This is a genomic window from Herbaspirillum sp. AP02 (assembly GCF_015767275.1).
Lineage (GTDB): Bacteria > Pseudomonadota > Gammaproteobacteria > Burkholderiales > Burkholderiaceae_D > Herbaspirillum.
The window spans coordinates 1033618-1057751 of sequence record NZ_JADWMY010000001.1 but is presented as its reverse complement, the minus strand read 5'-3'; the positions used below and the strand labels follow the sequence as shown (position 1 = coordinate 1057751).

Below are 24134 nucleotides of genomic sequence, written 5' to 3'. Positions count from 1 at the left end.
CACCGGTTGACACATGCCCAAGCCCACGCCAGCTCCGCCGACCCTGCCCATCGATCGCGTGGGGGACATTGCGCGACCGGTGGTGGTGGCGGGTGCCGATTATCCCAGCGGTTCGCTGCAGCCCCTGCACAGTCATCGGCGGGCGCAATTATTGTTCGGGCTGGCGGGCATGATGCAGGTGGTCACGCAGGATGGGGCCTGGGTGGTGCCGCCGCAGCACGCGGTGTGGATTCCGTCCGGGCGTGAGCACCTGAGTCGCATGCTGCTGCCGGTGACGACCTGCAGTGCCTTCGTGGAGCCCGAGCACGCGCCGCGTCAGGCGCAGACCTGCCAGGTGCTGGAGGTGCCGCCCTTGTTGCGTGAATTGCTGATCGAGGCGACCCGCATCGATCCGCTCTACGCACCCAACAGCCGGGAAGAAGACCTGATGCGCCTGCTCCTGGCCGAGATCGGTCGTGCCCGCGAGATTCCGGTGCACGTGCCGCTGCCGCAGGAGGAGAAGCTGGGCGCGCTGTGCCGCAGCTTCATGATGGCGCCGTCGATCCGCTCGCGTCCGGGGGAGTGGGCGGAGCAGCTGCACACGAGCGAACGCAGTTTCAATCGCCGTTTCCTGGCGCAGACGGGGATGGGTTTCCAGCAGTGGCGCTTGCGAGCCTGCATCGTCAATGCGATCTCGCGGCTGGCGCTGGGGCATTCGGTAACGGTGATCGCCTATGACCTGGGCTATGAGCGGCCGGCGGCGTTTTCCACGATGTTCAGGAAGATGACCGGGCATGTGCCGTCGGCCCACCCGGCGGCGCCGGGGGCGGCGCGTCGCAGCCGCTGAGCAGCGGCCATAAAAAAAAGGCCGGAGCACTTCGCTCCGGCCAACCATTCTGCGAGGGATGCAGAAGAGACTATCGGGATGAACGATCCAGGGCGTGAGCTCTGTCGTCAGCCCTGGTCAGGCGCCCGCCAGATGCGGCGTTTGCGCCCGGCTGCCCGATTGCATGTAGCGCTCGACCGAGAGGTCTTCATGGGCGATGGCGGGGCGGCGGCCGGAGATCAGGTCGGCCAGCAGTTGTCCCGAGCCGCAGGACATGGTCCAGCCCAGGGTACCGTGGCCGGTGTTGATGAACAGGTTCGAGACCGGGGTGGCGCCGACCACCGGCGTGCCGTCCGGGGTCATCGGGCGCAGGCCGGTCCAGAAGCTGGCCTGGCGGGTGTCACCGGCGCCGGGGAAGAGGTCGTTGACCACCAGTTCCAGCGTGGCGCGGCGCTTGGCCTTCAGCGTGGTGTCGTAGCCAACGATCTCGGCCATGCCGCCCACGCGGATGCGGTCGTCGAAGCGGGTGACGGCGATCTTGTAGGTTTCGTCCAGGATGGTCGAGACCGGGGCGGCGCTGGCGTCGGTGATGGGCACGGTGATCGAGTAACCCTTGAGCGGATAGACCGGAATGGCGGGCAGGCCCGGCACATCGTCGAGCAACTGCGGGGAGTAGGAGCCCAGGGCGACCACGTAACTGTCGGCCTGCACCAGTTCCTTGCCGCAGACGACGCCGGCGATCTTGCCGCCGGCCATGGCCAGCGCATCGATGGAGACGTCGTAGCGGAATTTCACGCCCAGTTGTTCGGCCATCTTGGCCAGGCGGGTGGTGAAGAGCTGGCAATCGCCGGTTTCGTCATTGGGCAGGCGCAGGCCGCCGGTGAGCTTGCCGCGTACCTTCTCCAGCGCCGGTTCGGCGCCGCCCAGTTGGTCCGGGCGCAGCAGTTCGAAGGGAACGCCGGCTTCCTTGAGCACGGCGATGTCCTTGGCGGCGCCGTCCAGTTGTTCCTGGGTGCGGAACAGCTGCAGCGTGCCTTGCTCGCGGCCTTCGTAGGGGATGCCGACATCGGCACGCAGCGCGCGCAGGCAGTCGCGGCTGTATTCGGCCAGGCGCACCATGCGTTCCTTGTTGACGGCATAGCTCTCGGCATTGCAGTTGCGCAGCATCTGCCACATCCAGCGCAGCTGGTTCAGTGTGCCGTCCGGGCGGATGGCCAGCGGGGCGTGTTCCTGGAACATCCACTTGATGGCCTTCAACGGAATACCGGGTGCAGCCCAGGGCGAGGCGTAGCCGGGGGAGATCTGGCCGGCATTGCCGAACGAGGTTTCCAGCGCGGCGCCGGGCTGGCGGTCCAGTACGGTCACGTCATGGCCGGCCCTGGCCAGATACCAGGCGCTGGTGACCCCGATGACACCGCTTCCAAGAATGACGACGCGCATGTTGATTCCCCGTTTTGAATGATGCCGCTGCAAAAGGCTGCTGGATTAGAAGATTCAGCTATGATATGGGCGAATAAATAGTGTTTGTTCGCGTATTTATTGATAATTTCAGGAAGAAATGATTTAAATCGCGCTGAAACAGGAAAAATCCCATGAGAACCCAGCAGCAGTCCGTCCGCACCCTCGACAAGCTTGATCACCGCATCCTGGCGGTGCTGCAGAAGGATGGCCGTATCTCCATGAAGGAGCTGGGCGAACAGGTCGGGCTGTCGGTCACGCCCTGCATCGAACGGGTCAGGCGCATGGAGCGCGATGGGGTCATCACCGGCTATTACGCGCGCGTCAATCCGGAGTCGCTGGGGGCGACCTTGCTGGTGTTCGTGGAGATCACGCTGAACCACAAGTCGGGCAACATGTTCGAGCAGTTCCGGCGCGAGGTGCTGCGCATTCCCGAGGTGCAGGAATGCCATCTGGTCTCGGGCGATTTCGACTACCTGATCAAGGCCCGCATCCGGGGCATGGCCGAATACCGCAAGCTGCTGGGCGATATCCTGCTGCAGCTGCCGGGGGCGGCGCAGTCCAAGAGCTATGTGGTGATGGAGGAAATCAAGGAAACCCTGGCCTTGCCGCTGGACGACTGAGGTGATCGGTCGCAGGGCGGCGCCAGATAAAGGAGGCAGGGGCGGGTCGCGGGCGCGAGAGATGGTTGAGCGGCTTGCTTGACCTGCACTGTACTTGAATCCGGCGTGCGTTCCTGTGCATTCCTGTTTGGTTTGGTGTGACCTAGACTTCACCTACACTGGACTCCACTCCGACCCGAGACATCATGCCTTCCAAACCAAGAATCGAGCAATACAATCAACCCGCAGGCGGCTGGGGCGCACTGAAATACGTGGCGCTGAACCTGGTCAAGGAACATGTGGCCGATGGCAAGGGGCTGCGCACCCTGCTGTCGCAGAACCAGCCGGACGGTTTTGATTGCCCCGGCTGTGCATGGCCGGACCGGGAGCATACCTCCACCTTTGAATTCTGCGAAAACGGCGTCAAGGCGGTGGCCGCCGAGGCGACCAAGAAGCGGGTAACGCCCGATTTCTTCGCGCAGCACACCGTGGCCGAGCTGATGCAGCAGTCGGACTATGAACTGGAAGAACACGGCCGCCTGACCCATCCCATGGTCTACGACGCCGCCACCGACAAGTACCGCAAGATCGAGTGGAGTGCCGCCTTCGAACTGATCGGCCAGCATCTCAATGCCTTGCCCAATCCGGACATGGCCGACTTCTACGTCTCCGGCCGCGCCAGCAACGAGGCGGCTTTCCTGTTCCAGCTGTTCGTGCGCCAGTACGGCACCAACAATTTTCCCGACTGCTCCAATATGTGCCACGAGCCCACCAGCGTGGGCCTGCCGGTGACTGTCGGCGTCGGCAAGGGCACCGTGTTGCTGGAAGACTTCGACCATTGCGACACGCTGCTGCTGTTCGGCCAGAACCCGGCCACCAACCATCCGCGCATGATGGGCGAGCTGCGTCACGCCTCCAAGCGCGGTGCCACCATCGTGGCCATCAATCCGCTCAAGGAACGCGGCCTGGAACGCTTTGCCGATCCGCAGAGCAAGGTCGAGATGCTGACCATGGGCAGCACCCGCATCAGTTCCATGTTCATCCATCCCAAGCTGGGCGGTGACCTGGCGCTGATCAAGGGCGTCATCAAGCGCACCATCGAGCTGGACGACGCTGCCCTGGCCGCAGGCACGGAGCGCGTGATCGATGTGGCCTTCATCGAGCAACATACCGCCGGCTTCGAGGCGTTCGCCGCCCAGGCGCGTGGCGAAAGCTGGGACGACATCGTCGAGGAATCTGGCGTCTCCCGCGACGACATCGAAAAGCTGGCCCAGGTCTACGTCAAGGGTAAGGCGGTCATCGCCACCTGGGGCATGGGCCTGACCCAACACAAGCATGCGGTGGCCACCATCCAGCTGCTGTCGAACATGATGATGCTGCGCGGGAACATCGGCCGCCAGGGCGCGGGCCTGTGTCCGGTGCGTGGTCACTCCAACGTGCAGGGCGACCGCACCGTGGGCATCGACGAAAAGCCGACCCCGGCCTTTCTGGATCGCCTGGAACAGGTGTTCGGCTTCAAGGCACCGCGTCACCACGGCAACGACACCGTCGGCTCGGTCATGGCCATGCTGGAAGGGCGCACCAAGGTCTTCATCGGCCTGGGCGGCAACTTCGCCATGGCCACGCCCGACACCCCGCGCACCTTCGAGGCCATGCGCTCCTGCAATCTGACGGTGCATATCACCACCAAGCTCAATCGCAGTCACCTGGTACATGGCCGTGACGCGCTGATCCTGCCGACCATGGGCCGCACCGAGATCGACATGCAGAAGTCCGGTCCGCAGGGCGTGACGGTGGAGGATTCGATGAGCATGGTGCACGTCTCCTATGGCATCAACAAGCCGGCTTCCGAGCAGCTGATGTCGGAAACCGCCATCGTGGCGCATATCGCGCAGGCCACCATGCAGTCGCGCAGCAACGGTCCGCAGATCGACTGGCTGTGGTACGCCGAGGATTATTCGCGCATCCGCGACGCCATCGAAAAGGTCTACGATGCCTTCAAGGGCTACAACGAACGCATCGCCAATCCGGGTGGCTTCCACCTGGGCGTGGCCTCGCGTGACCGGGTCTGGAAGACCAGCACCGGCAAGGCCAACTTCATGGTCCTCGACATCCCCAAGGACACGCCCATCCATCGTGCCCGGGCGATCCACGGCGAGAAGCTGCTGACCCTGATGACCACCCGTTCGCACGACCAGTACAACACCACCATCTATGGCATGGACGACCGTTATCGCGGCGTGTTCGGCCAGCGCCGGGTGGTGTTCATCCACCCGGCCGATCTGCAGATGCTGGGCTTGAAGGATGGCGAGTGGGTCGATATCACCAGCGTCTGGGACGATGGCGTGGAACGTCGCGCCGATGGTTTCCTGCTGGTGGGCTACGACATTCCCCGTGGTTGCATCGGCAGCTACTATCCCGAGACCAACCCGCTGGTACCGCTGGAAAGCTTTGCCGACCAGGCCCGCACGCCGACCTCGAAGTCGATTCCGGTGCTGCTGTCGCGTTCGGCGGTGCAGCGCGCGGCGGCGTAGATAGAGAGGCAGACATGGCAGACTCGGCGGACCCGGGCAGCGGCGACCTGCAGGAGCGGGCGCGGCAACTGGGCGTGCCGCCCGAGGTACTGCTCATCGTCGAAACCTTGCAGGCCGATGCAGAAGAGAAGGAGGGCGGCGCGCTGTCACTGGCGCGCCTGTCCAAGCGCACGCAATTGCGCATGAGTACCTTGCGGCGTCTGCTGTCGGCGCTGGAAGAGGCCGGCGTGGTGCAGGTAGCGATGAACGAGGACGGGACCGGCAGCGTCAGCTTGCTGGTGCCGCCGCCTCAGTAGGCACTGCCTGAGCGCTACTTGAGCGCGACCTAAGTACCACCGCCTTCTGCGCGAACAGACCAGAACAACTCAATCCGCCAGTTCCTGCACCAGCTTGCCCATCAGTTTGAGGGCCTGTTCGATCTCCCTCGACCAGTCATAGCTGTAGTTGAGCCGGATGAAATGGCTATAGCGATTGGTGGCCGCAAAGATGCGCCCCGGCGCCACCGTGATCCCCAGTGCCAGACTGCGGCGATACAGTTCCATCGCATCCACCTGCGGCGGCAATTCCACCCACAGCACATAACCGCCTTCGGGCGCGGAGACCCGCGTGCCTTCCGGGAAGAAGCGCAGCACGAAGTGCCGCATCAACTCGCGTTGCTGGGCAAAGGCGCGGCGTACCCGGCGCAGGTGACGCTCGTAGCCGCCCTGGGTCAGGTATTCGGCGATGGCCCGTTGCGGTGCGGTGGGCGTGGCCAGGGTGTTGAGGAACTTGAGCTTTTCCACCTGGTCGCGGTAGCGGCCGGGCATGGCCCAGCCGATGCGGTAGGCCGAGGTCAGGCTCTTGGAGAAGGACGAGCAGTGCAGCACCAGGCCCTCGCGGTCGTAGTTCTTCAGCGAGGACGGATGGGCATTGCCGTAATAGAGTTCGCTGTAGACGGCATTTTCGATCAGCGGCATCTGGTGCTGTTCGGCCAGGCGCACCAGCCTTTCCTTTTCGCTGTCCGGCATCTGGAATCCGAGTGGATTCTGGAAGTTGGGCATCACCATGCAGGCCGCCACCGCTTGCGTCTTCAGACATTCTTCCAGGGCCCCGACGTCCATCCCGCGTTCGGGGTCGGTAGGGATTTCCAGCGCTCGCATGCCCAGTCGCTCGATGGCGTGCAGCATGGCATAGAAGGTCGGGGTCTCGACCGCGATGGTGTCGCCCGGCTTGGCCACGGCTTGCAGGCAGAGGTTGATGGCCTCGGTCGCGCCGACGGTGATGACGATTTCCTCGGGGGCGACCTTGAGACCGTTTTCCAGGTAGCGTCGGGCGATCTGGCGCAGTAGTTCCGGGTGACCCGGCGGCAGGTCGTCGAACACGCTGGACTGGCTGGCATGGCGGGCGATCTTGCCGGCGTATTGTGCCAGCCGGTGCGAGGGGAAGAGCGCCGGGTTGGGGTAGGGCGACCCCAGCGGCACGGTGCCGTCCTGCTGGATGGTCCTGAGCGTGGCCAGCACCAGCCGGCTGACATCGACCTCGGTCGATTCCTGCCAGGCCGGGTGATCCTCGCGCGAGGCCTTGGCCGCCGGCATGGCGACGGTCTCGGCCTGCGCCCGCACGAAGTAGCCGGATTGCGGCTGGCTTTCGATGATGCCCTGGCTTTCCAGCAGTTCGTAGGCACGTACCACGGTCGTGACGCTGACCTTGTGTTGCTGGCTTGCAATGCGTACCGAGGCGATGCGCTCGCCCGGGCGCAGCACGCCGGCGCGGATCGAGGCCGCCAGCTGGTCGGCAAATTGTTTGTAGAGAGGCATGGCGGCCATGGAGCAGGGGTGTGGGAGAGTGGTGTTAGAGTGTTTGGGCCTGTTCATATTTAATCTGCGAGATGCGTTGGCGCCAGAAGGCGTGGTGGCAAGGCGCGCGTCAGGGCTGGTGGTGGTGCCACCAGCCCTGACGTGCAACGCCGCCAGCGCGCCTTCTGGCGCCAACCCTCCGGGAGAGGCCGCCAAGCGTCGCCTGCCGTTGTTGCAGCTCCTTGCCGTAGCACCACTACGGCGCGTCGCTGCGCCTAGGCAGTCAACGCTTGGCGACCTCTCGCACTCGTAGATTAAATATGAACAGGCCCTAAGCCCGCATTCTACAAGGACGCCGCCATGATCACCGTGCATCACCTGAACAACTCCCGCTCGCAGCGCGTACTGTGGCTGCTGGAAGAGCTGGGGCTGGATTACCAGATCAAGTTCTACCAGCGCAATCCCAAGACCATGCTGGCGCCGCCGGAACTGCTGGCGGTCCACCCTCTGGGCAAGTCGCCCGTGATTACCGATGGCGATCTGACGGTGGCCGAGTCGGGCAACATCATCGAATACCTGCTGGAGCGCTACGGCGCCGACAGTGGCCTGCTGCCGGCCGCCGGTACTGCCGAGCGCCTGCGCTATCGCTACTGGCTGCACTTCGCCGAAGGCTCGGCCATGCCCTGGCTGTTGCTGGGCCTGATCTTCGCCAAGATGCCCGGGGCCGTGCCGGTGCTGATCCGTCCGATCGCCAAGATGCTGGCGCAGGGCATGCGCAGCCGCCTGGTCGCGCCGCAGCAGGAGCGGCAGCTCAAGTTCATGGAAGCCGAACTGGGCAAGGACGGCTGGTTCGCCGGCGCGCAGTTCACGGGGGCGGACATCCAGATGAGTTTCCCGGTCGAGGGCCTGCGGGCGCGGGGCGGGCTGGATGCGCGTTATCCCAGGCTGCTCCGCTACCTGGAAGCCATCCACGCCCGGCCGGCCTACCAGCGGGCGCTGGAAAAGGGCGGGCCTTATGAGCTGTTGCGCTAGTTCCGGCAGCCGTGCTTGTATCGGCATGTATCGCAAAGTAAATGACTGACGCCAGGGCTGGCGCAGGGCGAGAGTACAGATATAATTGAGAATTATTATTGTTTGAGGCGCATCGCCCTCGTCGCCGTCCCATGAACCCTCCTGCGGCCAGCCCCGCTCATCCCATGCCTGACCAGAAGCGTCGGGCCTTCTGGCTCAAGCACCTGCACCAGTGGCACTGGATCAGTTCCGGCATCTGCCTGGTGGCGATGCTGGCTTTCGCCGTCACCGGCCTGACGCTGAACCACGCCGCGCAGATCGAAGCTAAGCCGCAGGTGGTGCATCGCACCGCCGTGCTGCCGCCCGCGCTGCTGACCCCGCTACGCCAGCAGGCCGAGGCGGCATCCGCCGGCGATACCAAAGGCGACAGCAAGGACCCCTTGCCTGCGCCGGTGCGGGACTGGGTCGCCCAGCAATGGTCGGTGGTGGTGGGCACCCAGGCGGCGGAGTGGTCGACCGACGAGGTCTATGTGGCGCTGCCGCGTCCCGGCGGCGATGCCTGGCTGCGGGTGGCACTGGAAGACGGGCAGGTCGAATACGAAAAGACCGATCGCGGCTGGATTTCCTATTTCAATGACTTGCACAAGGGCCGCAACACCGGTGCCGCCTGGAGCTGGTTCATCGATGTCTTCGCCGTGGCCTGCCTGGTGTTCTGCATCACCGGGCTGTTCCTGTTGCAGATGCATGCCGGCAAGCGCCCGGCCACCTGGCCGCTGGTCGCGCTGGGCCTGGTGGCGCCACTGTTGCTGGCGCTGCTGTTCATGAATTGAAGCTTGCGTTTTTCTCCCAGCCAGACAAGCCCGGTGGGCTTGCAGCCAGCCATCCTGTCTTATTTTGCGAGGTCACATGAAGCGTAGCCATTCCATGCTGCTCAAACCGACCGCCCTGGCGCTGGCCATGGCGGCGCTGTTCGCCACGGCCACTCCGGCTGGCGCGGCGGAGATGAACCTGAAGATCGAGATCCCCACCCTGAACGTGGCCGAATACCACCGGCCCTACCTGGCGGCCTGGATCGAGCGTGCCGACCAGAGCGTGGCGGCCAACCTGGCGGTCTGGTACGACGTCAAGAAGAAGGACAAGGAAGGTGAGAAGTGGCTCAAGGATATGCGCCAGTGGTGGCGTCGCAGCGGACGCGAACAGCAGATGCCGATCGACGGCGTCAGCGGTGCCACTCGCGCGCCGGGTGAGCAGAAGCTCAATTTCGGTTCCGCCAAGGGGCCGCTGGCCAATCTGGCCCCGGGTGACTATGTGCTGATGGTGGAAGCCGCCCGCGAAGTCGGCGGACGCGAACTGGTCAAGCTGCCATTCCAGTGGCCGCCCAAGTCGGCCCAGAGCGCCAAGGGCCAGGGCAGTAGCGAACTGGGCGCGGTGGCGCTGGAACTGAAGCCCTGAGGCCCTGAAGCAGACCATCACACCATAAAACCATCAAGAAAGAGGAACCTGTCATGACGTTTTCCCTGAAGCATTTCACCGCCCGTTCCATGAAGATCGCCGCGCTGGCCCTGGCCATCAGCCTGCCCCTGTCGGCCCATGCCCATCGCCAGTGGCTGCTGCCCTCGGCCACCGTGCTCTCCGGCAGCGAGGCCTGGGTAACGGTGGATGCGGCGGTCTCCAACGACCTGTTCTACTTCGAACACTTCCCGCTGCGCCTGGACGGGCTGGTGGTGACCGGCCCCGATGGCAAGCCGCTGCAGGCGGTCAATGCCGCCACCGGCAAGTATCGCAGTACCTTCGATGTGCAACTGAGCCAGCCCGGCACCTACAAGATCGCCGTGGTCAACAACGGCGTCTTTGCCAGCTACAAGATCGATGGTCAGCAGAAACGCTGGCGCGGTAGCGCCGATGCCCTGGCCAAGGAAATCCCGGCCAACGCCACCGAACTGAAGGTGACCCAGATGAATAGCCGGGTGGAGACCTTCGTCACCGCCGGCAAGCCGACCACGGCCGCCCTGGCGCCGACCGGCACCGGTCTGGAACTGGTCCCGGTGACCCATCCCACCGACCTGGTAGCGGGTGATACCGCGACCTTCCAGCTGCTGCTGGACGGCAAGCCGGCCGCCGGTGTCGAGGTGGAACTGGTCCCCGGCGGCATCCGCTATCGCGACAAGCTGCTCGATACCAAGCTCAAGACCGCGGCCGACGGCAAGTTCAGCGTGAAGTGGGCGGGCCCGGGCATGTACTGGATGGAAGCCAGCGCCGCCGACCAGAAGACCACGCTGCCGCAGGCCACCCAACGCCGCGCCACCTACATCGCCACTATCGAAGTGCTGCCCTGAGCACGGTTTGATCAACCTTGTTGGCGCCTGCAGTGCGGGCGCCGTTTTCTTGTTGGAGTGTTGTCTGGAGTGTGAGCGGTGACGATGTCCCATCGCGTGTTGATCCCTGTCGATCTGGCGGCCCCGCCGACGCTGTCCGCTGAGGCCGTGGGCCATCGCCTGGCCGGCGACACCATGGGCACGACCTGGAGCGTGCAAGTGCTGGCCCCGCCGGCGCTGGCCACGGTGGCCATTGCCGATGCCATCCAGGCGCAGTTGCAGCGCGTGATCGACGAGATGAGCACCTGGTCGCCGCAGTCCATCATCAGCCGCTTCAACCGGGCCGAGGCCGGTAGCTGGCATGCATTGCCGCCAGCGTTCTTTACGGTGCTCGATGCCGCGCTGACGATGGCGGCCGACAGCGACGGCGCCTTCGATCCCACGGTCGGGCCACTGGTCGATCTGTGGGGCTTCGGTGCCGGTAGCGTGGCCGCCGACCGCCTGCACCCGCCCGCACCGGAGCGCCTTGCGGCCATGCGCCAGCGCTGCGGCTGGCAGCGTATCGTGCTGGATCGCGAGCAGCGCCGGGTGCTGCAGGCCGGTGGCGTTTCTCTGGATTTTTCAGGTATCGCCAAGGGTTACGCGGTCGACCTGGTGGCGCAGGCCCTGCATGAACTTGGCTGTGCAAGCTGGCTGGTGGAAATCGGTGGCGAGCTGGCCGGGCAGGGCGTCAAGGCCGACGGCCAGCCCTGGTGGGTGGCGCTGGAACGGCCGCCGCACGATACCGCCCCGGGCATGGTGGTGGCGCTGCACGGCCTGTCGGTGGCGACCTCGGGCGACTATCGCCGCTATGTCGATCATCAGGGCCAGCGCTATGCCCACACCATCGATCCGCGTACCGGCGCACCGGTACGGCAGGCGCTGGCCTCGGTGACGGTACTGCACCGGCAGTGCATGGTGGCCGATGCACTGGCCACCGTGTTGACCGTGCTGGGCGAGGAGGCCGGCATGGCCTTCGCCCGCCGGCGCGGCATTGCGGCGCAGTTCATCAGCGCGCAGTCGCAGGGCTACCGCGAGACCATGACCCCGGCCCTGGCCGCCATGCTGGAGTGAGCATGGCACTGCAGACCCGTTATCTGCTGGCGGCACTCATCGCGCTGACCTACCTCGTCTTTTGCGTCATGACGGCGCTCACCTACCGCCGCGCGCAGCGCCGGCAGCAGGCGCAATGGGCGGGCGCGGGTGCCGGCAATAGCGATGCCGCCACCGTGCTGCTGGCCTTTGCCAGCCAGACCGGCACGGCCGAGCGCCTGGCCCTGCAGAGCGCGCAGAGCTTGCGGGCCGGCGGCATGGCGGTGCGCGTGCTGCCGCTGGACCAGTTGCGCGAGGATGACTTGCTGGGCAGCCGACTGCTCCTGTTCGTGGTCAGCACCACCGGCGAGGGCGATGCGCCCGACATGGCCGCCACCCTGGCGCAACGCATGGGAGCGGTCTCACCGGGCATGTCGCTGCCACAACTGCAATTCGGCGTGCTGGCGCTGGGCGACCGCAGCTACCAGCAATATTGCGCCTTCGGCTATGCGCTGCATGCCTGGCTGGGACGCCGCCATGCACAGCCGTTGTTCGATGTGATTGACGTGGACAATGGCGACGACGGCGCCCTGCGCCATTGGCAACATCAGTTGGGTGTCCTCAGCGGTCATAGCGACGAGACGGACTGGAGTGCGCCTGCCTATGGACGTTGGCGGCTGGCGCAACGCCGGCTACTCAATCCGGGCAGCGCGGGTGGGGCGGTGTACCACCTGCAACTCACGCCGCTGGACCTGCCCGCGCCGAGCTGGCAGGCCGGCGACATCGCCGAGATCGGCCCGCGCAACAGCGACCAGGCAGTACAGAGCTTCATACAAGCGCTGGGTTTGCAGAATGAAACGACAACGCTGGCTGCGGCGCTCGCCAGCCGCTTGCTGCCGCACGAGGCCGCAGCGCTGCAGGCCTTGCGCGGCTTGTCCGGCGCTGACCTGCTCGCCCGCCTGAAACCCTTGCCGCACCGTGCCTATTCGATTGCCTCGCTACCGGCCGATGGTGGCCTGGCGCTGATGGTGCGGCTCATGCACCAGCCCGATGGACGGGCTGGCATCGGTTCCGGCTGGCTGGGCCTGCATGCCGCGCCGGGCCAGCACATCGACCTGCGGGTGCGGGTCAATACCGCCTTCCATGGCCCGCAGGGCGACCGGCCGCTGATCCTGATCGGCAACGGCACCGGGCTGGCCGGCCTGCTTGCCCATCTGCGCCAGCGCATCGCCGCCGGGCAGCGGCGCAACTGGCTGGTCTTCGGCGAGCGTTCGCGCCAGCATGACTTCTTCCATGGCGAAGAACTGCAGGCCTGGCTGGCCGATGGCTATCTGCAGCGGCTGGATCTGGCCTTTTCGCGCGACCAGGCGCAGCGCATCTATGTGCAGGACAAGCTGCGCCAGGCTGGCGCAGAACTGCAGCACTGGGTGGAGCAGGGCGCCAGTCTGTACGTCTGCGGCAGCCTGCAGGGCATGGCGGCTGGCGTCACGCAGGCGCTGCAGGAGATTCTCGGCGAGGCGGCCCTGCAGGCGCTGGCCGAGCAGGGGCGTTACCGGCGCGACGTCTATTGACGGCAGATGTCGGGCCTCACAGCTGAACTTGACGGACAATGCCGGAAAATCCAGCGGATTTGCCGGCATTTGCTTTTTCTCCCCGTTGCGCGAGAGAATGTCACGTCAAATCAAGGAGATAAGAACAACATGAGCCTATTCGCCAGTCTGCTGCTGATCCTGCTCCTGGTGGTGGTCAGCGCCTTTCTTTCCTGCGCCGAGATTTCGATTGCGGCCTCCCGCAAGATCCGCCTGGAGATGATGTCCAAGGAAGGTATACAGAATGCCGACCGGGTGCTGTCCCTGCAGGCGCAGCCGGGCAACTTCTTCACGGTGGTGCAAATCGGCCTGAACGCGGTTGCCATCCTCGGTGGCGTGGTCGGCGAGCCTGCGCTGACACCGCACATGCGCGAGATCATCAGCACCTTCTATGTCGGCCCGCTGCTGGAGAATGTCAGCTTCGCCATGTCCTTCCTGGTGGTGACGGCCTTCTTCATCCTCTTCGCCGATCTGATGCCCAAGCGTCTGGCGATGGCCGCACCGGAGCGTGCCGCGGTGGCACTGGTCAAGCCCATGCTGTTGCTGGAGACCTTGTTCAGACCACTGGTCTGGTTCTTCAACAGCCTGTCGAAATGGCTTTTTACCCTGTTCGGCCTGCCCCAGGTGCGCCAGGACGTGATTACCCCCAACGAGATCCACGCCATGGTCGATGCGGGTGCCCAGGCTGGCGTGCTGCTCACGCAGGAACATCACCTGATCGAAAACGTGTTCGAACTGGAAAGCCGCTATGTGCCTTCGGCCATGACGCCGCGTGACAGTATTGTTTACTTTTTGCTCACCGATAGTGAAGACACGATACGCCAGAAGATCATCGAACACCCCCATTCGCGCTTCCTGGTCTGCGAGGGCCACATCGATGCCGTGCTGGGTTACATCGACAGCAAGGATGTCCTCAAGCGCCTGCTCAAGGGCGAGCAGTTTTCGCTGGCCGACAAGGGCCTGGTGCATACCCCGCTGTCCATTCCCGACAGCCTGAACCTGTGGGAAGTGCTGGAGCGCATGAAGGCCATGGACGAGGACCTGGCCATCGTGGTCAACGAATATGCACTGGTGGTGGGCATCATCAGCATCACCGATGTCACCGGGGTGTTGATGGGTAATCTGCTGGCCATCACCGTGGAAGAGCAGCAGATCGTCCGCCGCGATGAAAACTCCTGGCTGATGGATGGGCTCACACCGCTCAACGATGTCATGAACGAACTGGACATCGATGAATATCCCAATCCGGTCGGCTATGAGACCCTGTCCGGATTCATCATGTACATGCTGCGCAAGATTCCCAAGAAGACCGATTTCGTGCTGTTTTCGGAATACAAGTTCGAGGTGGTCGACATCGAGGGCAATCGCATCAACCAGTTGCTGGTCACTCGCTTCAAGCAGGATAAGTCTGACAAGTCGGATAGGAGCGATAAGGCCGATAAGGGCGACAAGGAAGCCGGTACCAACTGATGCGTTTTTTCAGACTTTTCCTATCCCAACGACGGCCTTAAAACTGGATACTTCCCCTCGGTCGTTTGCTTGAAAGACTGGTACTCGGGGAAAGCAGACGACTGTTTTACACAGTAGCAAACGCAGCAAATGAAGTAACCGTAGCAGAGGTAGTCGTGGGCAGCCCGCATCCGCAAGGATGCGGGCTTTTTTTGTCGGTCGATTTCGCCATCGCCATCGCCATCGTTGTTGATGTCGAGGGAAGTTCACATCCGCAGCAGCGCCTGCTGCATTGAAGTACAGTCAGGTCTGTGACGTATTCAAGCGGGAAGTGAAATTGGGAAAAGAGGTCAAGAGCCCTTGCGTATCCTTGTGCAAGCTCAAGCACGAAGTCTGTACCGGCTGCGGGCGCACGCGGGACGAAATCAAGGACTGGAAATCCATGAAGCACAAGGCGCAGCTGGAAACCGTCCATCTGGCCGCCAAGCGCCTGAAGGCGCTGAAGAAGAAATAGCGGCGGTGCTGTACCGCCGCCTCATTACAGGCGCTTGCCGTGGTTGCGTTCCGAAATCTGCGCGTTGAGTGTCCAGAAATCGTAAAGCACGCCCAGCAGGAAGAAGCCGCCCGTGAACAGGTAGAGGATGCCCGAAATCCATTTCCCGATATACATGCGGTGTACGCCAAACAGGCCCAGGAAGGTCAGCAGCAGCCACGCCACCGAATAATTGACCTCGCTGCCGACGAAGCGGGCATCGGCCTGGCGGTCCATCGAAGGGATCAGGAAGAGGTCGATCAGCCAGCCGATACCGGCCAGGCCGAAGGTGAAGAACCAGATCGTGCCCGTTACCGGCTTGCCATAGTAGAAGCGGTGAGCGCCGGTGAATCCGAAGATCCAGAGCAGGTAGCCCAGGGTTTTGCTGTGGGTGTCGTTGGTCATGCAGGCTCCATGAAAAGTGCAGTTCAAAACTGTAAAAAGTGTGCTGCCCTGCGCATTGTATTGCGCGGGCGGCGCGTTGCCTCACGGTAGAGCTACAAACAGAACTGAAGTTCGGGAACAGGCACCGGTCAGCCCGGGCCCGCGGGGCTTGCCCGCAAGAAAAGCTCAACTGGTATAAACTGTGAAGCTTCAGGAGGCACAGAACCTCCGCCACCTTCATTCCGCCATCTGTTGCCCATCGTGCGACCTTCGCTGCTCATTCCGCTTATTGTCGGCTGTGCGCTGTTCATGGAAAACATGGACGCCACCGTGCTGGCCACCTCGCTCCCCGCGCTGGCGCGCGATCTCAATCAGGACCCGATCACCCTCAAGCTGGCCATGACCGCCTATGTCGCGGCGCTGGGTGTGTTCATCCCGATCTCCGGCTGGATGGCCGACAAGCTGGGCGCGTGCAAGGTGTTCAGCGCGGCCATGATCGTGTTCATGACCGGTTCCATCCTGTGCGCGGTCTCCGGGTCACTCGTGACCTTCGTGGCGGCGCGCTTCCTGCAGGGTATAGGCGGCGCCATGATGGTGCCGGTGGGGCGGGTCATCATCGCCCGCTCGGTGGACAAGTCCGAACTGGTCAAGGCGGTCAGCTACCTCACCCTGCCGGCGCTGCTGGGGCCGGTGGTGGGGCCGCTGCTGGGGGGCTTCATCACCACCTACTTCCACTGGCGCTGGGTATTCCTGATCAATATCCCGTTCTGCTTCCTGGGCCTGTACCTGGCCAAGCGCTTCATCCAGAACTTCAAGGAAGACGACCCGGCACCGCTGGATGTGAAGGGTTTTGTGCTGACCTCGGTCGGCGCGGCCATGATCATGCTGGGCCTGTCGCTGTTCGGCAGCCATCTGGTCGACGGTGCCACGCCGGTGGCCATGTGCTCCATCGGCGCCATCGCGCTGGTGATGTACTACCGCCATTCCACCCAGATCGCCTTCCCGCTGCTGGACTTCCGGCTGCTGCGCATTCCCACCCTGCATGCCAGCGTGGTGGGCGGTTCGCTGTTTCGCATCGGCCTGGGTGCGGTGCCCTTCCTGCTGCCGCTGGCCTTGCAGGAAGGGTTGGGGATGACTGCCTTCCAGGCCGGCAGCATCACCTGTGCCTCGGCTTTCGGTGCGCTGTTCATCCGCCTGCTGGCCAGCCGCGTGCTGCGCCGCTATGGCTTCCGCACGGTGCTGATGGTCAATGCCGTGTTCGCCGGCATCGCCCTGGCGGCGTACGGCATCTTCAGCATCCATACGCCTTATCTGCTCATTGTCACCATCGTGTTGATGGGCGGCGTGTTCCCGGCACTGCAGTTCACCTGTCTCAATTCGATTGCCTATGCCGACATCGACAACCGCGATGCCGGTCGCGTCACCAGCCTGGCCAGCGTGATCCAGCAGCTGTCGCTGGGACTGGGCGTGACCGTGGCCGGTATCGTGCTGCAGCTGTCGAACCACCTGCAAGGCCATTCCAGCATCGTCGCTGCCGACTTCTGGCCGGCCTTCGTGGTGATCGGCCTGTTCTCGGTAGCCTCGGTGCCGATCAGCGGCAGGCTGCCGCACAACGCGGGCCTGGAGCTGTCGCGCGGCAAATGAGCCAATAGGGATGGCGCGGGCGGGCTGGTATCATGCCCGATCACCTAGTCCCAACGCCACGATGGAGTCCCGCATGTCCCTGCCTTCCTCCCCCCTGCGCCGCCTGGTAGCGGCCAGCCTGATCCTCGCCTCCTGCAGCGCGTTCGCATTTTCCCTGTCCGACCTGAGCAATCAGGACGCCAGTGCCGGTCTGAAGGCCGCCCTGGAAAAGGGCGCCAGTACCGCCGTGGCCAACCTGGGGCGTCCCAATGGTTTCCTGAACAACGACAAGGTCAAGATCCACCTGCCAGGGGCCCTGGAGCAGGCCATGCCCATCCTGCGCATGACCGGCATGGGTGGTCAGGTCGATGGTCTGGTCGCCGACATGAATCATGCGGCCGAAGCCGCCGTGCCGCTGGCCAAGCCGCTGCTGATCAACGCAGTCAAGGCGATGTCGGTGAGCGATGCCAAGAACATCCTGACAGGTGGCGACACCTCGGTGACCGACTTCTTCCGCCAGAAGACCTCGGGCGAACTGGCCGTGAAGTTCCTGCCGCTGGTCAAGCAGATCACCGACCGCAACGGGCTCTCCGGCCGCTATAACGCTGTGATGGGGCAGGTCGCCAAGTCCGGACTGGTCAGCGCCGACCAGAGCACGGTGGAGGGCTACGTCACGCAGCGCGCGCTGGATGGTCTGTTCCTGATGATCGGCGAAGAGGAAAAGGCGATCCGCAAAGACCCGGTGGGCAGTGGCAGCGCCATCATCGGCAAGGTGTTTGGTGCCATCCGCTGAAAACGCTCCAGGCCAATTTCCAACGCTGGCCGCCGCTAGCAGAGTGCATGATGAAAGATCGCCAGTCACGGCCGTGACCGGCGATTTTTTTTGACTCTTTACATCACCGCCAAGCTCGGCAGGATGCCGCTTGGGGCAAGGGATAGCGCCGGATGGGCGGTTTTCAGGTTGCACTCTTTTAACAGCATATTGACCGCTGTTGGGAACTTTTAAAAGTGCTTCAGATCTGCAAGTTATGGATTCATATTGCTACATTGCTGGACAGCATTAAGCGATTGGTTTAAACTATCGTTTGTCTTCGCGACATAACTTGTTCAACTACGACTCTTAGCAGTGTCCGATCCGCGCTTGTGCGGGTTGTCCAAATTTCCGGCTGGCAGCGCGAACGCCGATCCGTTCTCCACGGTGACCTGTTCCCATCCCTGTCCGGTGTGCATCATGCCGAGGCTGGCTACATCGCTTCGGTTTCATCGCTGCCCTTGCAGCTTTCGGTTCGCATCCAAACGATACGCCCTTCGGGCAAGCGAGCCCCTTAAAAATTGACTCTATAACCCGTCGTCGCGGCGTCATGTCGTGCCGGCTATACCAACGGGGGTAACATGACACGTGTTCGTCACGTCTTCGCCGGCGCATGCGGTATTGCGCTGGTCCTTGCAGGACTGGTCTGGTGGATCGGCCCGGACGTCATCCAGAAGTATCGCGGTGACCTGGTCTACTACACCGGCAAGCACCTGGAACTGGTCTTCTTTTCCATGGTGCTGGCCCTGGCTGCCGGCATTCCCGCCGGTATTGCGCTCTCGCGTCCCTCGATGCAGGGCAGCGCCGAGAAGTTCATCCAGATCTTCAACATCGGTAACACCATCCCATCCATCGCCGTGCTGGCGCTGGCACTGGCCTTCTTCGGCATCGGCAATGGTCCCACCATCCTGGCGCTGTGGCTGGCTTCGCTCCTGCCCATCGTGCGCAATACCTTCGAGGGCTTGAAGAACGTGCCGGCTGCCATGAAAGAGGCGGCACGCGGCATCGGCATGAAGCCGCACCAGATCCTGCTGCGGGTGGAATTGCCCAATGCGTTGCCCATCATCGTCGGTGGCGTGCGCACGGCGCTGGCGATCAACGTCGGTACCGCGCCGCTGTCGATGCTGATCGGCGGTGAGAGCCTGGGTGGCCTGATCTTCCCCGGCATCTACCTGAACAACCATGGCCAACTGCTGCTGGGTGCAGCCGCCACGGCCTTGCTGGCCCTGGTGCTGGATGCCCTGGTAACCACGCTCTCCGGCCTCTACCTGGCCCGACGCGGGCTGCGTACCTGAAGCAGCGCAAGACCCAGCATCGCACTTCCATCACAAGAACGACCGCACGCCGCCGTACCGGCAGAGCGGTAGAGAGGAAAGCATGACAAGCAAGACCATCGCAAAATACGCCCTGTGTGCCCTCGCCATGGGCCTGGCCATGTTCGGCGCGGCCCGTGCGCAGGCGCAGAACCTGGTCATCGGCGGCAAGAACTTCACCGAGCAATTGCTGCTCTCGGACATGACCGCGCAATACCTGCGCGCCAAGGGCTACGACACCGAATTGAAGAACGGCCTGGGCACCACCCTGATGCGTTCGGCCCTGGAAAGCGGGCAGCTCGACATCGTCTGGGATTACACCGGTACCGCCCTGATCGTCTACAACCACATCGAGGACAAGCTCGATCCCGACCAGATCTACCAGAAGGTCAAGGAACTGGACGCCCCGCGTGGCCTGACCTGGCTGAACCAGTCCGAATTGAACAACACCTACGCCTTCGCCATGCCGCGCGAGCTGGCCGAGAAGTATCAGATTCATTCACTGCAGGACCTGGCCAAGCGCATCAACGAGGATGACCGCGACGGCAACAAGCCCCACCTCATGGGCGTGGACTACGAGTTCGCCTCCCGTCCCGACGGCCTGGGGCCGATGCAGGCGCTCTATGGCTTCAAGCTTGATCGCAGCGAGGTCAAGCAGATGGACCCGGGACTGGTCTACACGGCCCTGAAGAACGAACAGCTGTTCGTCGGCCTGACCTATGCCTCCGACGGCCGCATCAAGGGCTTCGATCTGCAACTGCTGGAGGATGACAAGGGCTACTTCGCTGCCTACAAGGCGACCCCGGTGGTGCGCCAGGACATCCTGGAGAAGAACCCCGAGCTGGCCGGGCAATTGAACGAACTGGCCGCCAAGATCGACACGGCCACCATGACCGAACTGAACAAACGCGTCGACATCGACCAGGAACCGGTGGCCAAGGTGGCCGCCGACTTCCTCAAGCAAGCCGGCCTGATCTGAGGAGGACACCATGAACATCTTCCAATACCTGCAATCGGACTGGCCCAACATCCTTGAACTGACCCTGCAACACCTGAAGCTGGTGGGCATCGCGGTCAGCCTGGCGATCCTCTTCGGCGTGCCGCTGGGCATCCTGGTGGTGCGCGTGCGCTGGCTGGCCGGCCCGCTGATGGGCCTGGCCACCATTGTGCTGACGCTGCCTTCCATCGCCCTGTTCGGGCTGATGATCCCGGTGTTCTCCAAATTCGGCGCGGGCATCGGCCCCTTGCCGGCGATCACCGCCGTGTTCCTGTATTCGCTGTTGCCGATCATGCGCAACACCTACCTGGCGCTGGAAAACATCGAAGCCGGCGTCAAGGAGGCCGGCATCGGCATCGGCATGACTTTCTGGCAGCGCCTGCGCATGGTGGACCTGCCGCTGGCGGTGCCGGTGATCCTGGGCGGCGTGCGTACCGCCGTGGTGATGAACATCGGCGTGATGGCCATTGCCGCCGTCATCGGCGCCGGCGGCCTGGGCGTGCTGATCCTGCATGCCATCAGCCAGAGCAATATGCAAAAACTCGTGGTCGGCGCCGTGATGATCAGCGTCCTCGCCATCATCGCCGACACCCTGCTGCAACGACTGCAGAAAATCCTGACACCGAAAGGAGTTCAAAAATGATCGAACTGGACCAACTGAGCAAGACCTACACCCAAAAAGACGGCACCCAGGTCAAGGCGGTGGACGCCGTCAGCCTGAAGGTGGCCGAAGGCGAGATCTGCGTCTTCCTCGGCCCCTCGGGATGCGGCAAGACCACTACCCTGAAGATGATCAACCGGCTCATCAAGCCGACCTCGGGTCGCGTGCTGCTGGATGGCAAGGACACCTCTGGCATCGATGAAGTCGAACTGCGCCGCCATATCGGTTATGTGATCCAGCAGATCGGCCTGTTCCCCAACATGACCATCGAAGAGAACATCACCATCGTTCCGCGCCTCTTGGGCTGGGACAAGAAGCGCTGCCACGCGCGCGCCACCGAGCTGATGGCCATGGTGGCGCTGGACCCGAAGAAATTCCTCAAGCGCTATCCGCGTGAATTGTCCGGCGGCCAGCAGCAGCGCATTGGCGTGATCCGCGCATTGGCGGCGGATGCACCCGTGCTGCTGATGGACGAACCCTTCGGTGCGGTCGATCCGATCAACCGTGAATCGATCCAGAACGAGTTCTTCCAGATGCAGCGGCAGTTGAACAAGACCGTCATCATGGTCAGCCACGACATCGACGAAGCCATCAAGCTGGGTGACAAGGTGGCCGTCTTCCGCGCCGGCAAGCTGGTGCAGTTCGACAATCCCGACACCTTGCTGGCGCGCCCCAAGGATGATTTCGTGGGCGCCTTCGTCGGCCAGGATCACACCCTGAAGCGTCTGCTGCTGGTGCGGGCCGGCGAGGCCGCCACCACCCCGGCCACGGCGCAGCCGGATGTGTCCTGCGACCAGGCACTGGCGCTGATGGATGACCAGGATTCGCGCTATCTGACCATCATCGATGCCGAGAACCGCGCCCTGGGCTACCTGACCCGGCGCGATGTGCGCGGCAATACCGGCGTGGCCGAGGACATGGTGCGTCCCTTCACCATGAATGCCGCCCCGGATGAAAACCTGCGCGTGGTGCTCTCCAAGATGTACAAGCACAGCACCAGCTGGATGCCGGTGATCGCCAACGACGGCAGCTACCTGGGCGAGGTGACCCAGGATTCGATCGCCAGCTATCTCAGCTCGGGCAAGTCGCGCGGGATGGCGATGGCGGCCTGATTCTTCACGTCAGCCGTGGAAAGCAGAAGGGCAATGCGCAGGCATTGCCCTTTTTTTGTGTCCAGCTTCGCTTCAACCTGGTTTATTGCGCCGCCTTCAGGTCTTCCAGGAAGGCCGCCACGATGGGTTCGTTCACGCTGCTGCGATTGGTGACCACGCTGATGCCGACCTCATAGGACAACTGGGTCCGGTTCAGGGCCCGCATCTGCCCGCGGGCGACATACTCGCGACCCATTTCCTCGGGCAGGTAACCCAGGTGCTGGCCGGAGAGGATGAGGATGGACATGGCTTCCATATTGCCGGTCACGGCCATGATGTTGCGCCGGTGGATGGGGACATGGCCGGGTGGCACCGGGTAGTCGCGCCAGGCCCAGGCATGTTGCGCGGCTTGTTCCGGGTCGATCTCGCCGGGTTGGTCGAACAGCGGGTGGGGCGGGGCGCAGTAGGCCACCTGGCGCTCCAGCATCAGTTGCGTGTATTGCAGGGCGGTGACGCGGCGCCAGAAGTAGCCGATGGCGATCTGGATGCTGCCGTTCAAGAGCATCTCTTCCAGCTCGCTGGGCGTGCGCACCAGCAGTTCGATGCGCACTGCTTCATCACGCTGGCGGAACTGGCGGATCACGTCCGACAGCCGGGTGTTGTGATGGGCCGGGGTGTGGCCGATCAGGCCGATGGAGAGGGTACCGACCAGGCGCTTGTCGAGATTGCGGGCCTCCATGCCGAACTCGGAGAGCGCATCCATCATGCGGCGCGCCGAATCGGCAAACTTCTCGCCCTTGGCGGTCAGCTTGAAACCGGCCCGGCCGCGCTCGCAGAGGCGAAAACCCAGGCGCGTCTCCAGGGTGTTCAACTGGGCGCTGATGGTGGACTGGCCGACATTGAGCTTGGCCTGTGCGGCCGATACCCCGTGCGAATCCACCACCGCCAGGAAGACGCGGATCAGGCGCAGGTCCAGATCGAAGACATTGTTGAGCATGAGGAAGCGGTAGCGGGTGGAAACCGCATTTTTACATCGATGGATATCGATGTAAACGTCGCCACATCGATATATCTTCGCTAATCCTGGCTCGCTAGAATGCATTCAAGCTCATTGGCGATACAAGGATAAGCATCGATGGAACATGCACTATATCAACCCCTCGGGGGTAATGTGATGCCCCGTTTTGGGGGGATTGCCACCATGATGCGCCTGCCGCATGTGGAAAATCCCGCTGGCCTGGACGTGGGATTCGTCGGCGTGCCGCTGGATATCGGCACTTCCAACCGTTCCGGTACGCGCTTCGGTCCGCGCCAGATCCGCACCGAATCGGTGCTGCTGCGCCCCTACAACATGGCCACCCGGGCCGCGCCCTTCGATTCGCTGAAGGTGGCCGATCTTGGCGACGTAGCGCTCAATCCCTACAGCCTGCTGGACTCGGTACGCATGATCGAGGAGGCCTACGACGCCATCTATGCCACCGGCTGCAAGACCATCAGCCTGGGCGGCGACCACACCCTGACCCTGCCCATCCTGCGGGCCATGGCGCGCCATCGCGGCCCGGTCGGGCTGATCCACGTGGACGCCCATGCCGACGTCAACGACACCATGAACGGCGAGAAGATCGCCCACGGCACGCCCTTCCGCCGCGCCTTCGAAGAGGGCCTGCTGGACCCCAAGCGGGTGGTGCAGATCGGCCTGCGCGGTACCGGCTATCACGCCGATGACTTCGACTGGTGCCGCGCCCAGGGTTTCCGGGTGGTGCAGGCCGAGGAGTGCTGGCATCGCTCGCTGGCGCCGCTGATGGAAGAGGTGCGCGCGCAGATGGGCGATGGCCCGGTCTATCTCACCTTCGATATCGATGGACTCGATCCGGCCTTCGCGCCCGGCACCGGCACCCCGGAAATCGGCGGACTCACGGTGCAGCAGGGGATGGAAATCATCCGTGGCTGCAAGGGGCTGGACATCGTCTCGGCCGATGTGGTCGAGGTCTCGCCGCCCTATGACCAGGCCGGCACCACCGCGCTGGTGGCGGCCAACCTGGCATACGAAATGCTCTGTGTTTTCCCGGGTGTGAAATATCGTGCCTGATTGCGCCCCCGATACTGCAACCCA

The 24134-nt window shown here is 63.5% G+C and carries 23 protein-coding genes; 19 read left to right on the top strand and 4 right to left on the bottom strand.

From position 1 onward, the window contains the following. Positions 1–13 precede the first annotated feature (13 nt). Positions 14–826: a helix-turn-helix domain-containing protein gene (locus I5R65_RS04800; protein ID WP_180667391.1), complete on the top strand. Its 813-nt coding sequence runs from the start codon at positions 14–16 to the stop codon at positions 824–826. 117 nt (positions 827–943) lie between these two features. Here the strand turns inward: I5R65_RS04800 and I5R65_RS04795 are convergent, their stop codons facing one another. Then, complete coding sequence (locus I5R65_RS04795; RefSeq protein ID WP_180667392.1) at positions 944–2245, bottom strand: D-amino acid dehydrogenase; 1302 nt, start codon at positions 2243–2245, stop codon at positions 944–946. A gap of 152 nt (positions 2246–2397) precedes the next feature. Here I5R65_RS04795 and I5R65_RS04790 point away from each other — a divergent pair, with 152 nt between their 5' ends. The 3 genes from I5R65_RS04790 (at position 2398) to I5R65_RS04780 (ending at position 5695) form a co-directional block, all read left to right on the top strand. Continuing rightward, positions 2398–2886: an Lrp/AsnC ligand binding domain-containing protein gene (locus I5R65_RS04790; protein WP_006464533.1), complete on the top strand. Its 489-nt coding sequence runs from the start codon at positions 2398–2400 to the stop codon at positions 2884–2886. Positions 2887–3071: 185 nt separating this feature from the next. Continuing rightward, positions 3072–5399: an FdhF/YdeP family oxidoreductase gene (locus tag I5R65_RS04785; protein ID WP_180667394.1), complete on the top strand. Its 2328-nt coding sequence runs from the start codon at positions 3072–3074 to the stop codon at positions 5397–5399. A 14-nt stretch (positions 5400–5413) separates the two neighbouring features. Further along, complete coding sequence (locus I5R65_RS04780) at positions 5414–5695, top strand: helix-turn-helix domain-containing protein (protein WP_180667395.1); 282 nt, start codon at positions 5414–5416, stop codon at positions 5693–5695. Positions 5696–5764: 69 nt separating this feature from the next. On the opposite strand, the gene I5R65_RS04775 is transcribed toward I5R65_RS04780, so the two are convergent. After that, on the bottom strand, positions 5765–7204 hold the full coding sequence (locus tag I5R65_RS04775) for a PLP-dependent aminotransferase family protein (protein ID WP_180667397.1): 1440 nt from the start codon (positions 7202–7204) through the stop codon (positions 5765–5767). Positions 7205–7534: 330 nt separating this feature from the next. Between I5R65_RS04775 and I5R65_RS04770 the strand changes: the two genes are divergently transcribed. The 8 genes from I5R65_RS04770 (at position 7535) to I5R65_RS04735 (ending at position 15123) form a co-directional block, all read left to right on the top strand. Continuing rightward, positions 7535–8206 (top strand): glutathione S-transferase family protein, encoded by a 672-nt coding sequence (locus I5R65_RS04770; RefSeq protein ID WP_180667399.1) that lies wholly within the window; start codon positions 7535–7537, stop codon positions 8204–8206. 164 nt (positions 8207–8370) lie between these two features. Beyond that, the gene (locus I5R65_RS04765; RefSeq protein WP_180667400.1) at positions 8371–9015 is read left to right on the top strand and encodes a PepSY-associated TM helix domain-containing protein; all 645 of its coding nucleotides are present in this window, start codon (positions 8371–8373) and stop codon (positions 9013–9015) included. Between the two features lie 76 nt (positions 9016–9091). Beyond that, positions 9092–9637, top strand: coding sequence for a DUF2271 domain-containing protein (locus I5R65_RS04760; protein ID WP_180667401.1), 546 nt, complete (start codon positions 9092–9094; stop codon positions 9635–9637). Between the two features lie 53 nt (positions 9638–9690). Beyond that, a complete protein-coding gene (locus tag I5R65_RS04755; RefSeq protein WP_180667403.1) occupies positions 9691–10521 on the top strand; it encodes a DUF4198 domain-containing protein in 831 nt (276 codons plus the stop codon). Positions 10522–10605: 84 nt separating this feature from the next. Beyond that, positions 10606–11613 carry an FAD:protein FMN transferase gene (locus tag I5R65_RS04750; protein WP_180667695.1) on the top strand — a complete coding sequence of 336 codons (1008 nt, stop codon included), beginning with the start codon at positions 10606–10608 and terminating at the stop codon, positions 11611–11613. Positions 11614–11615: 2 nt separating this feature from the next. Further along, a complete protein-coding gene (locus I5R65_RS04745) occupies positions 11616–13142 on the top strand; it encodes a sulfite reductase subunit alpha (protein WP_180667404.1) in 1527 nt (508 codons plus the stop codon). Between the two features lie 129 nt (positions 13143–13271). Further along, positions 13272–14630, top strand: coding sequence for a hemolysin family protein (locus I5R65_RS04740; protein WP_180667406.1), 1359 nt, complete (start codon positions 13272–13274; stop codon positions 14628–14630). A 310-nt stretch (positions 14631–14940) separates the two neighbouring features. After that, positions 14941–15123 (top strand): DUF1289 domain-containing protein, encoded by a 183-nt coding sequence (locus tag I5R65_RS04735; RefSeq protein WP_370460932.1) that lies wholly within the window; start codon positions 14941–14943, stop codon positions 15121–15123. A gap of 24 nt (positions 15124–15147) precedes the next feature. On the opposite strand, the gene I5R65_RS04730 is transcribed toward I5R65_RS04735, so the two are convergent. After that, the gene (locus I5R65_RS04730) at positions 15148–15546 is read right to left on the bottom strand and encodes an NINE protein (RefSeq protein ID WP_180667407.1); all 399 of its coding nucleotides are present in this window, start codon (positions 15544–15546) and stop codon (positions 15148–15150) included. A 288-nt stretch (positions 15547–15834) separates the two neighbouring features. Between I5R65_RS04730 and I5R65_RS04725 the strand changes: the two genes are divergently transcribed. From I5R65_RS04725 to I5R65_RS04700, 6 genes are all read left to right on the top strand, one after another. Beyond that, entirely contained in the window at positions 15835–17169 is a 1335-nt protein-coding gene (locus I5R65_RS04725) for an MFS transporter (RefSeq protein ID WP_180667409.1), read from the top strand. 73 nt (positions 17170–17242) lie between these two features. After that, on the top strand, positions 17243–17941 hold the full coding sequence (locus I5R65_RS04720) for a DUF4197 domain-containing protein (protein ID WP_006464551.1): 699 nt from the start codon (positions 17243–17245) through the stop codon (positions 17939–17941). Positions 17942–18540: 599 nt separating this feature from the next. Next, complete coding sequence (locus I5R65_RS04715) at positions 18541–19254, top strand: ABC transporter permease (RefSeq protein ID WP_180667410.1); 714 nt, start codon at positions 18541–18543, stop codon at positions 19252–19254. 82 nt (positions 19255–19336) lie between these two features. Then, complete coding sequence (locus I5R65_RS04710; protein WP_180667412.1) at positions 19337–20251, top strand: glycine betaine ABC transporter substrate-binding protein; 915 nt, start codon at positions 19337–19339, stop codon at positions 20249–20251. Positions 20252–20261: 10 nt separating this feature from the next. Further along, positions 20262–20912: an ABC transporter permease gene (locus tag I5R65_RS04705; RefSeq protein WP_006464554.1), complete on the top strand. Its 651-nt coding sequence runs from the start codon at positions 20262–20264 to the stop codon at positions 20910–20912. Next, positions 20909–22042 (top strand): ABC transporter ATP-binding protein, encoded by a 1134-nt coding sequence (locus I5R65_RS04700; RefSeq protein ID WP_180667414.1) that lies wholly within the window; start codon positions 20909–20911, stop codon positions 22040–22042. The genes I5R65_RS04705 and I5R65_RS04700 overlap by 4 nt, the downstream gene beginning before the upstream one ends. Before the next feature lie 82 nt (positions 22043–22124). On the opposite strand, the gene I5R65_RS04695 is transcribed toward I5R65_RS04700, so the two are convergent. Next, positions 22125–23018 carry a LysR family transcriptional regulator gene (locus tag I5R65_RS04695; protein ID WP_180667415.1) on the bottom strand — a complete coding sequence of 298 codons (894 nt, stop codon included), beginning with the start codon at positions 23016–23018 and terminating at the stop codon, positions 22125–22127. A 138-nt stretch (positions 23019–23156) separates the two neighbouring features. On the opposite strand from I5R65_RS04695, the gene speB reads away from it, so the two are divergent. Further along, the gene (gene speB / locus I5R65_RS04690) at positions 23157–24110 is read left to right on the top strand and encodes an agmatinase (protein ID WP_180667417.1); all 954 of its coding nucleotides are present in this window, start codon (positions 23157–23159) and stop codon (positions 24108–24110) included. Positions 24111–24134: the final 24 nt, after the last annotated feature.

What these genes read in the sequence shown, in the direction of transcription:
- I5R65_RS04800 (WP_180667391.1), top strand. Translation starts at nt 14, where the DNA reads ATGCCCAAGCCCACGCCAGCTCCGCCGACCCTGCCCATCGATCGCGTG.
- I5R65_RS04795 (WP_180667392.1), bottom strand. Translation starts at nt 2,245, where the DNA reads ATGCGCGTCGTCATTCTTGGAAGCGGTGTCATCGGGGTCACCAGCGCC.
- I5R65_RS04790 (WP_006464533.1), top strand. Translation starts at nt 2,398, where the DNA reads ATGAGAACCCAGCAGCAGTCCGTCCGCACCCTCGACAAGCTTGATCAC.
- I5R65_RS04785 (WP_180667394.1), top strand. Translation starts at nt 3,072, where the DNA reads ATGCCTTCCAAACCAAGAATCGAGCAATACAATCAACCCGCAGGCGGC.
- I5R65_RS04780 (WP_180667395.1), top strand. Translation starts at nt 5,414, where the DNA reads ATGGCAGACTCGGCGGACCCGGGCAGCGGCGACCTGCAGGAGCGGGCG.
- I5R65_RS04775 (WP_180667397.1), bottom strand. Translation starts at nt 7,204, where the DNA reads ATGGCCGCCATGCCTCTCTACAAACAATTTGCCGACCAGCTGGCGGCC.
- I5R65_RS04770 (WP_180667399.1), top strand. Translation starts at nt 7,535, where the DNA reads ATGATCACCGTGCATCACCTGAACAACTCCCGCTCGCAGCGCGTACTG.
- I5R65_RS04765 (WP_180667400.1), top strand. Translation starts at nt 8,371, where the DNA reads ATGCCTGACCAGAAGCGTCGGGCCTTCTGGCTCAAGCACCTGCACCAG.
- I5R65_RS04760 (WP_180667401.1), top strand. Translation starts at nt 9,092, where the DNA reads ATGAAGCGTAGCCATTCCATGCTGCTCAAACCGACCGCCCTGGCGCTG.
- I5R65_RS04755 (WP_180667403.1), top strand. Translation starts at nt 9,691, where the DNA reads ATGACGTTTTCCCTGAAGCATTTCACCGCCCGTTCCATGAAGATCGCC.
- I5R65_RS04750 (WP_180667695.1), top strand. Translation starts at nt 10,606, where the DNA reads ATGTCCCATCGCGTGTTGATCCCTGTCGATCTGGCGGCCCCGCCGACG.
- I5R65_RS04745 (WP_180667404.1), top strand. Translation starts at nt 11,616, where the DNA reads ATGGCACTGCAGACCCGTTATCTGCTGGCGGCACTCATCGCGCTGACC.
- I5R65_RS04740 (WP_180667406.1), top strand. Translation starts at nt 13,272, where the DNA reads ATGAGCCTATTCGCCAGTCTGCTGCTGATCCTGCTCCTGGTGGTGGTC.
- I5R65_RS04730 (WP_180667407.1), bottom strand. Translation starts at nt 15,546, where the DNA reads ATGACCAACGACACCCACAGCAAAACCCTGGGCTACCTGCTCTGGATC.
- I5R65_RS04725 (WP_180667409.1), top strand. Translation starts at nt 15,835, where the DNA reads ATGGAAAACATGGACGCCACCGTGCTGGCCACCTCGCTCCCCGCGCTG.
- I5R65_RS04720 (WP_006464551.1), top strand. Translation starts at nt 17,243, where the DNA reads ATGTCCCTGCCTTCCTCCCCCCTGCGCCGCCTGGTAGCGGCCAGCCTG.
- I5R65_RS04715 (WP_180667410.1), top strand. Translation starts at nt 18,541, where the DNA reads ATGACACGTGTTCGTCACGTCTTCGCCGGCGCATGCGGTATTGCGCTG.
- I5R65_RS04710 (WP_180667412.1), top strand. Translation starts at nt 19,337, where the DNA reads ATGACAAGCAAGACCATCGCAAAATACGCCCTGTGTGCCCTCGCCATG.
- I5R65_RS04705 (WP_006464554.1), top strand. Translation starts at nt 20,262, where the DNA reads ATGAACATCTTCCAATACCTGCAATCGGACTGGCCCAACATCCTTGAA.
- I5R65_RS04700 (WP_180667414.1), top strand. Translation starts at nt 20,909, where the DNA reads ATGATCGAACTGGACCAACTGAGCAAGACCTACACCCAAAAAGACGGC.
- I5R65_RS04695 (WP_180667415.1), bottom strand. Translation starts at nt 23,018, where the DNA reads ATGCTCAACAATGTCTTCGATCTGGACCTGCGCCTGATCCGCGTCTTC.
- speB (WP_180667417.1), top strand. Translation starts at nt 23,157, where the DNA reads ATGGAACATGCACTATATCAACCCCTCGGGGGTAATGTGATGCCCCGT.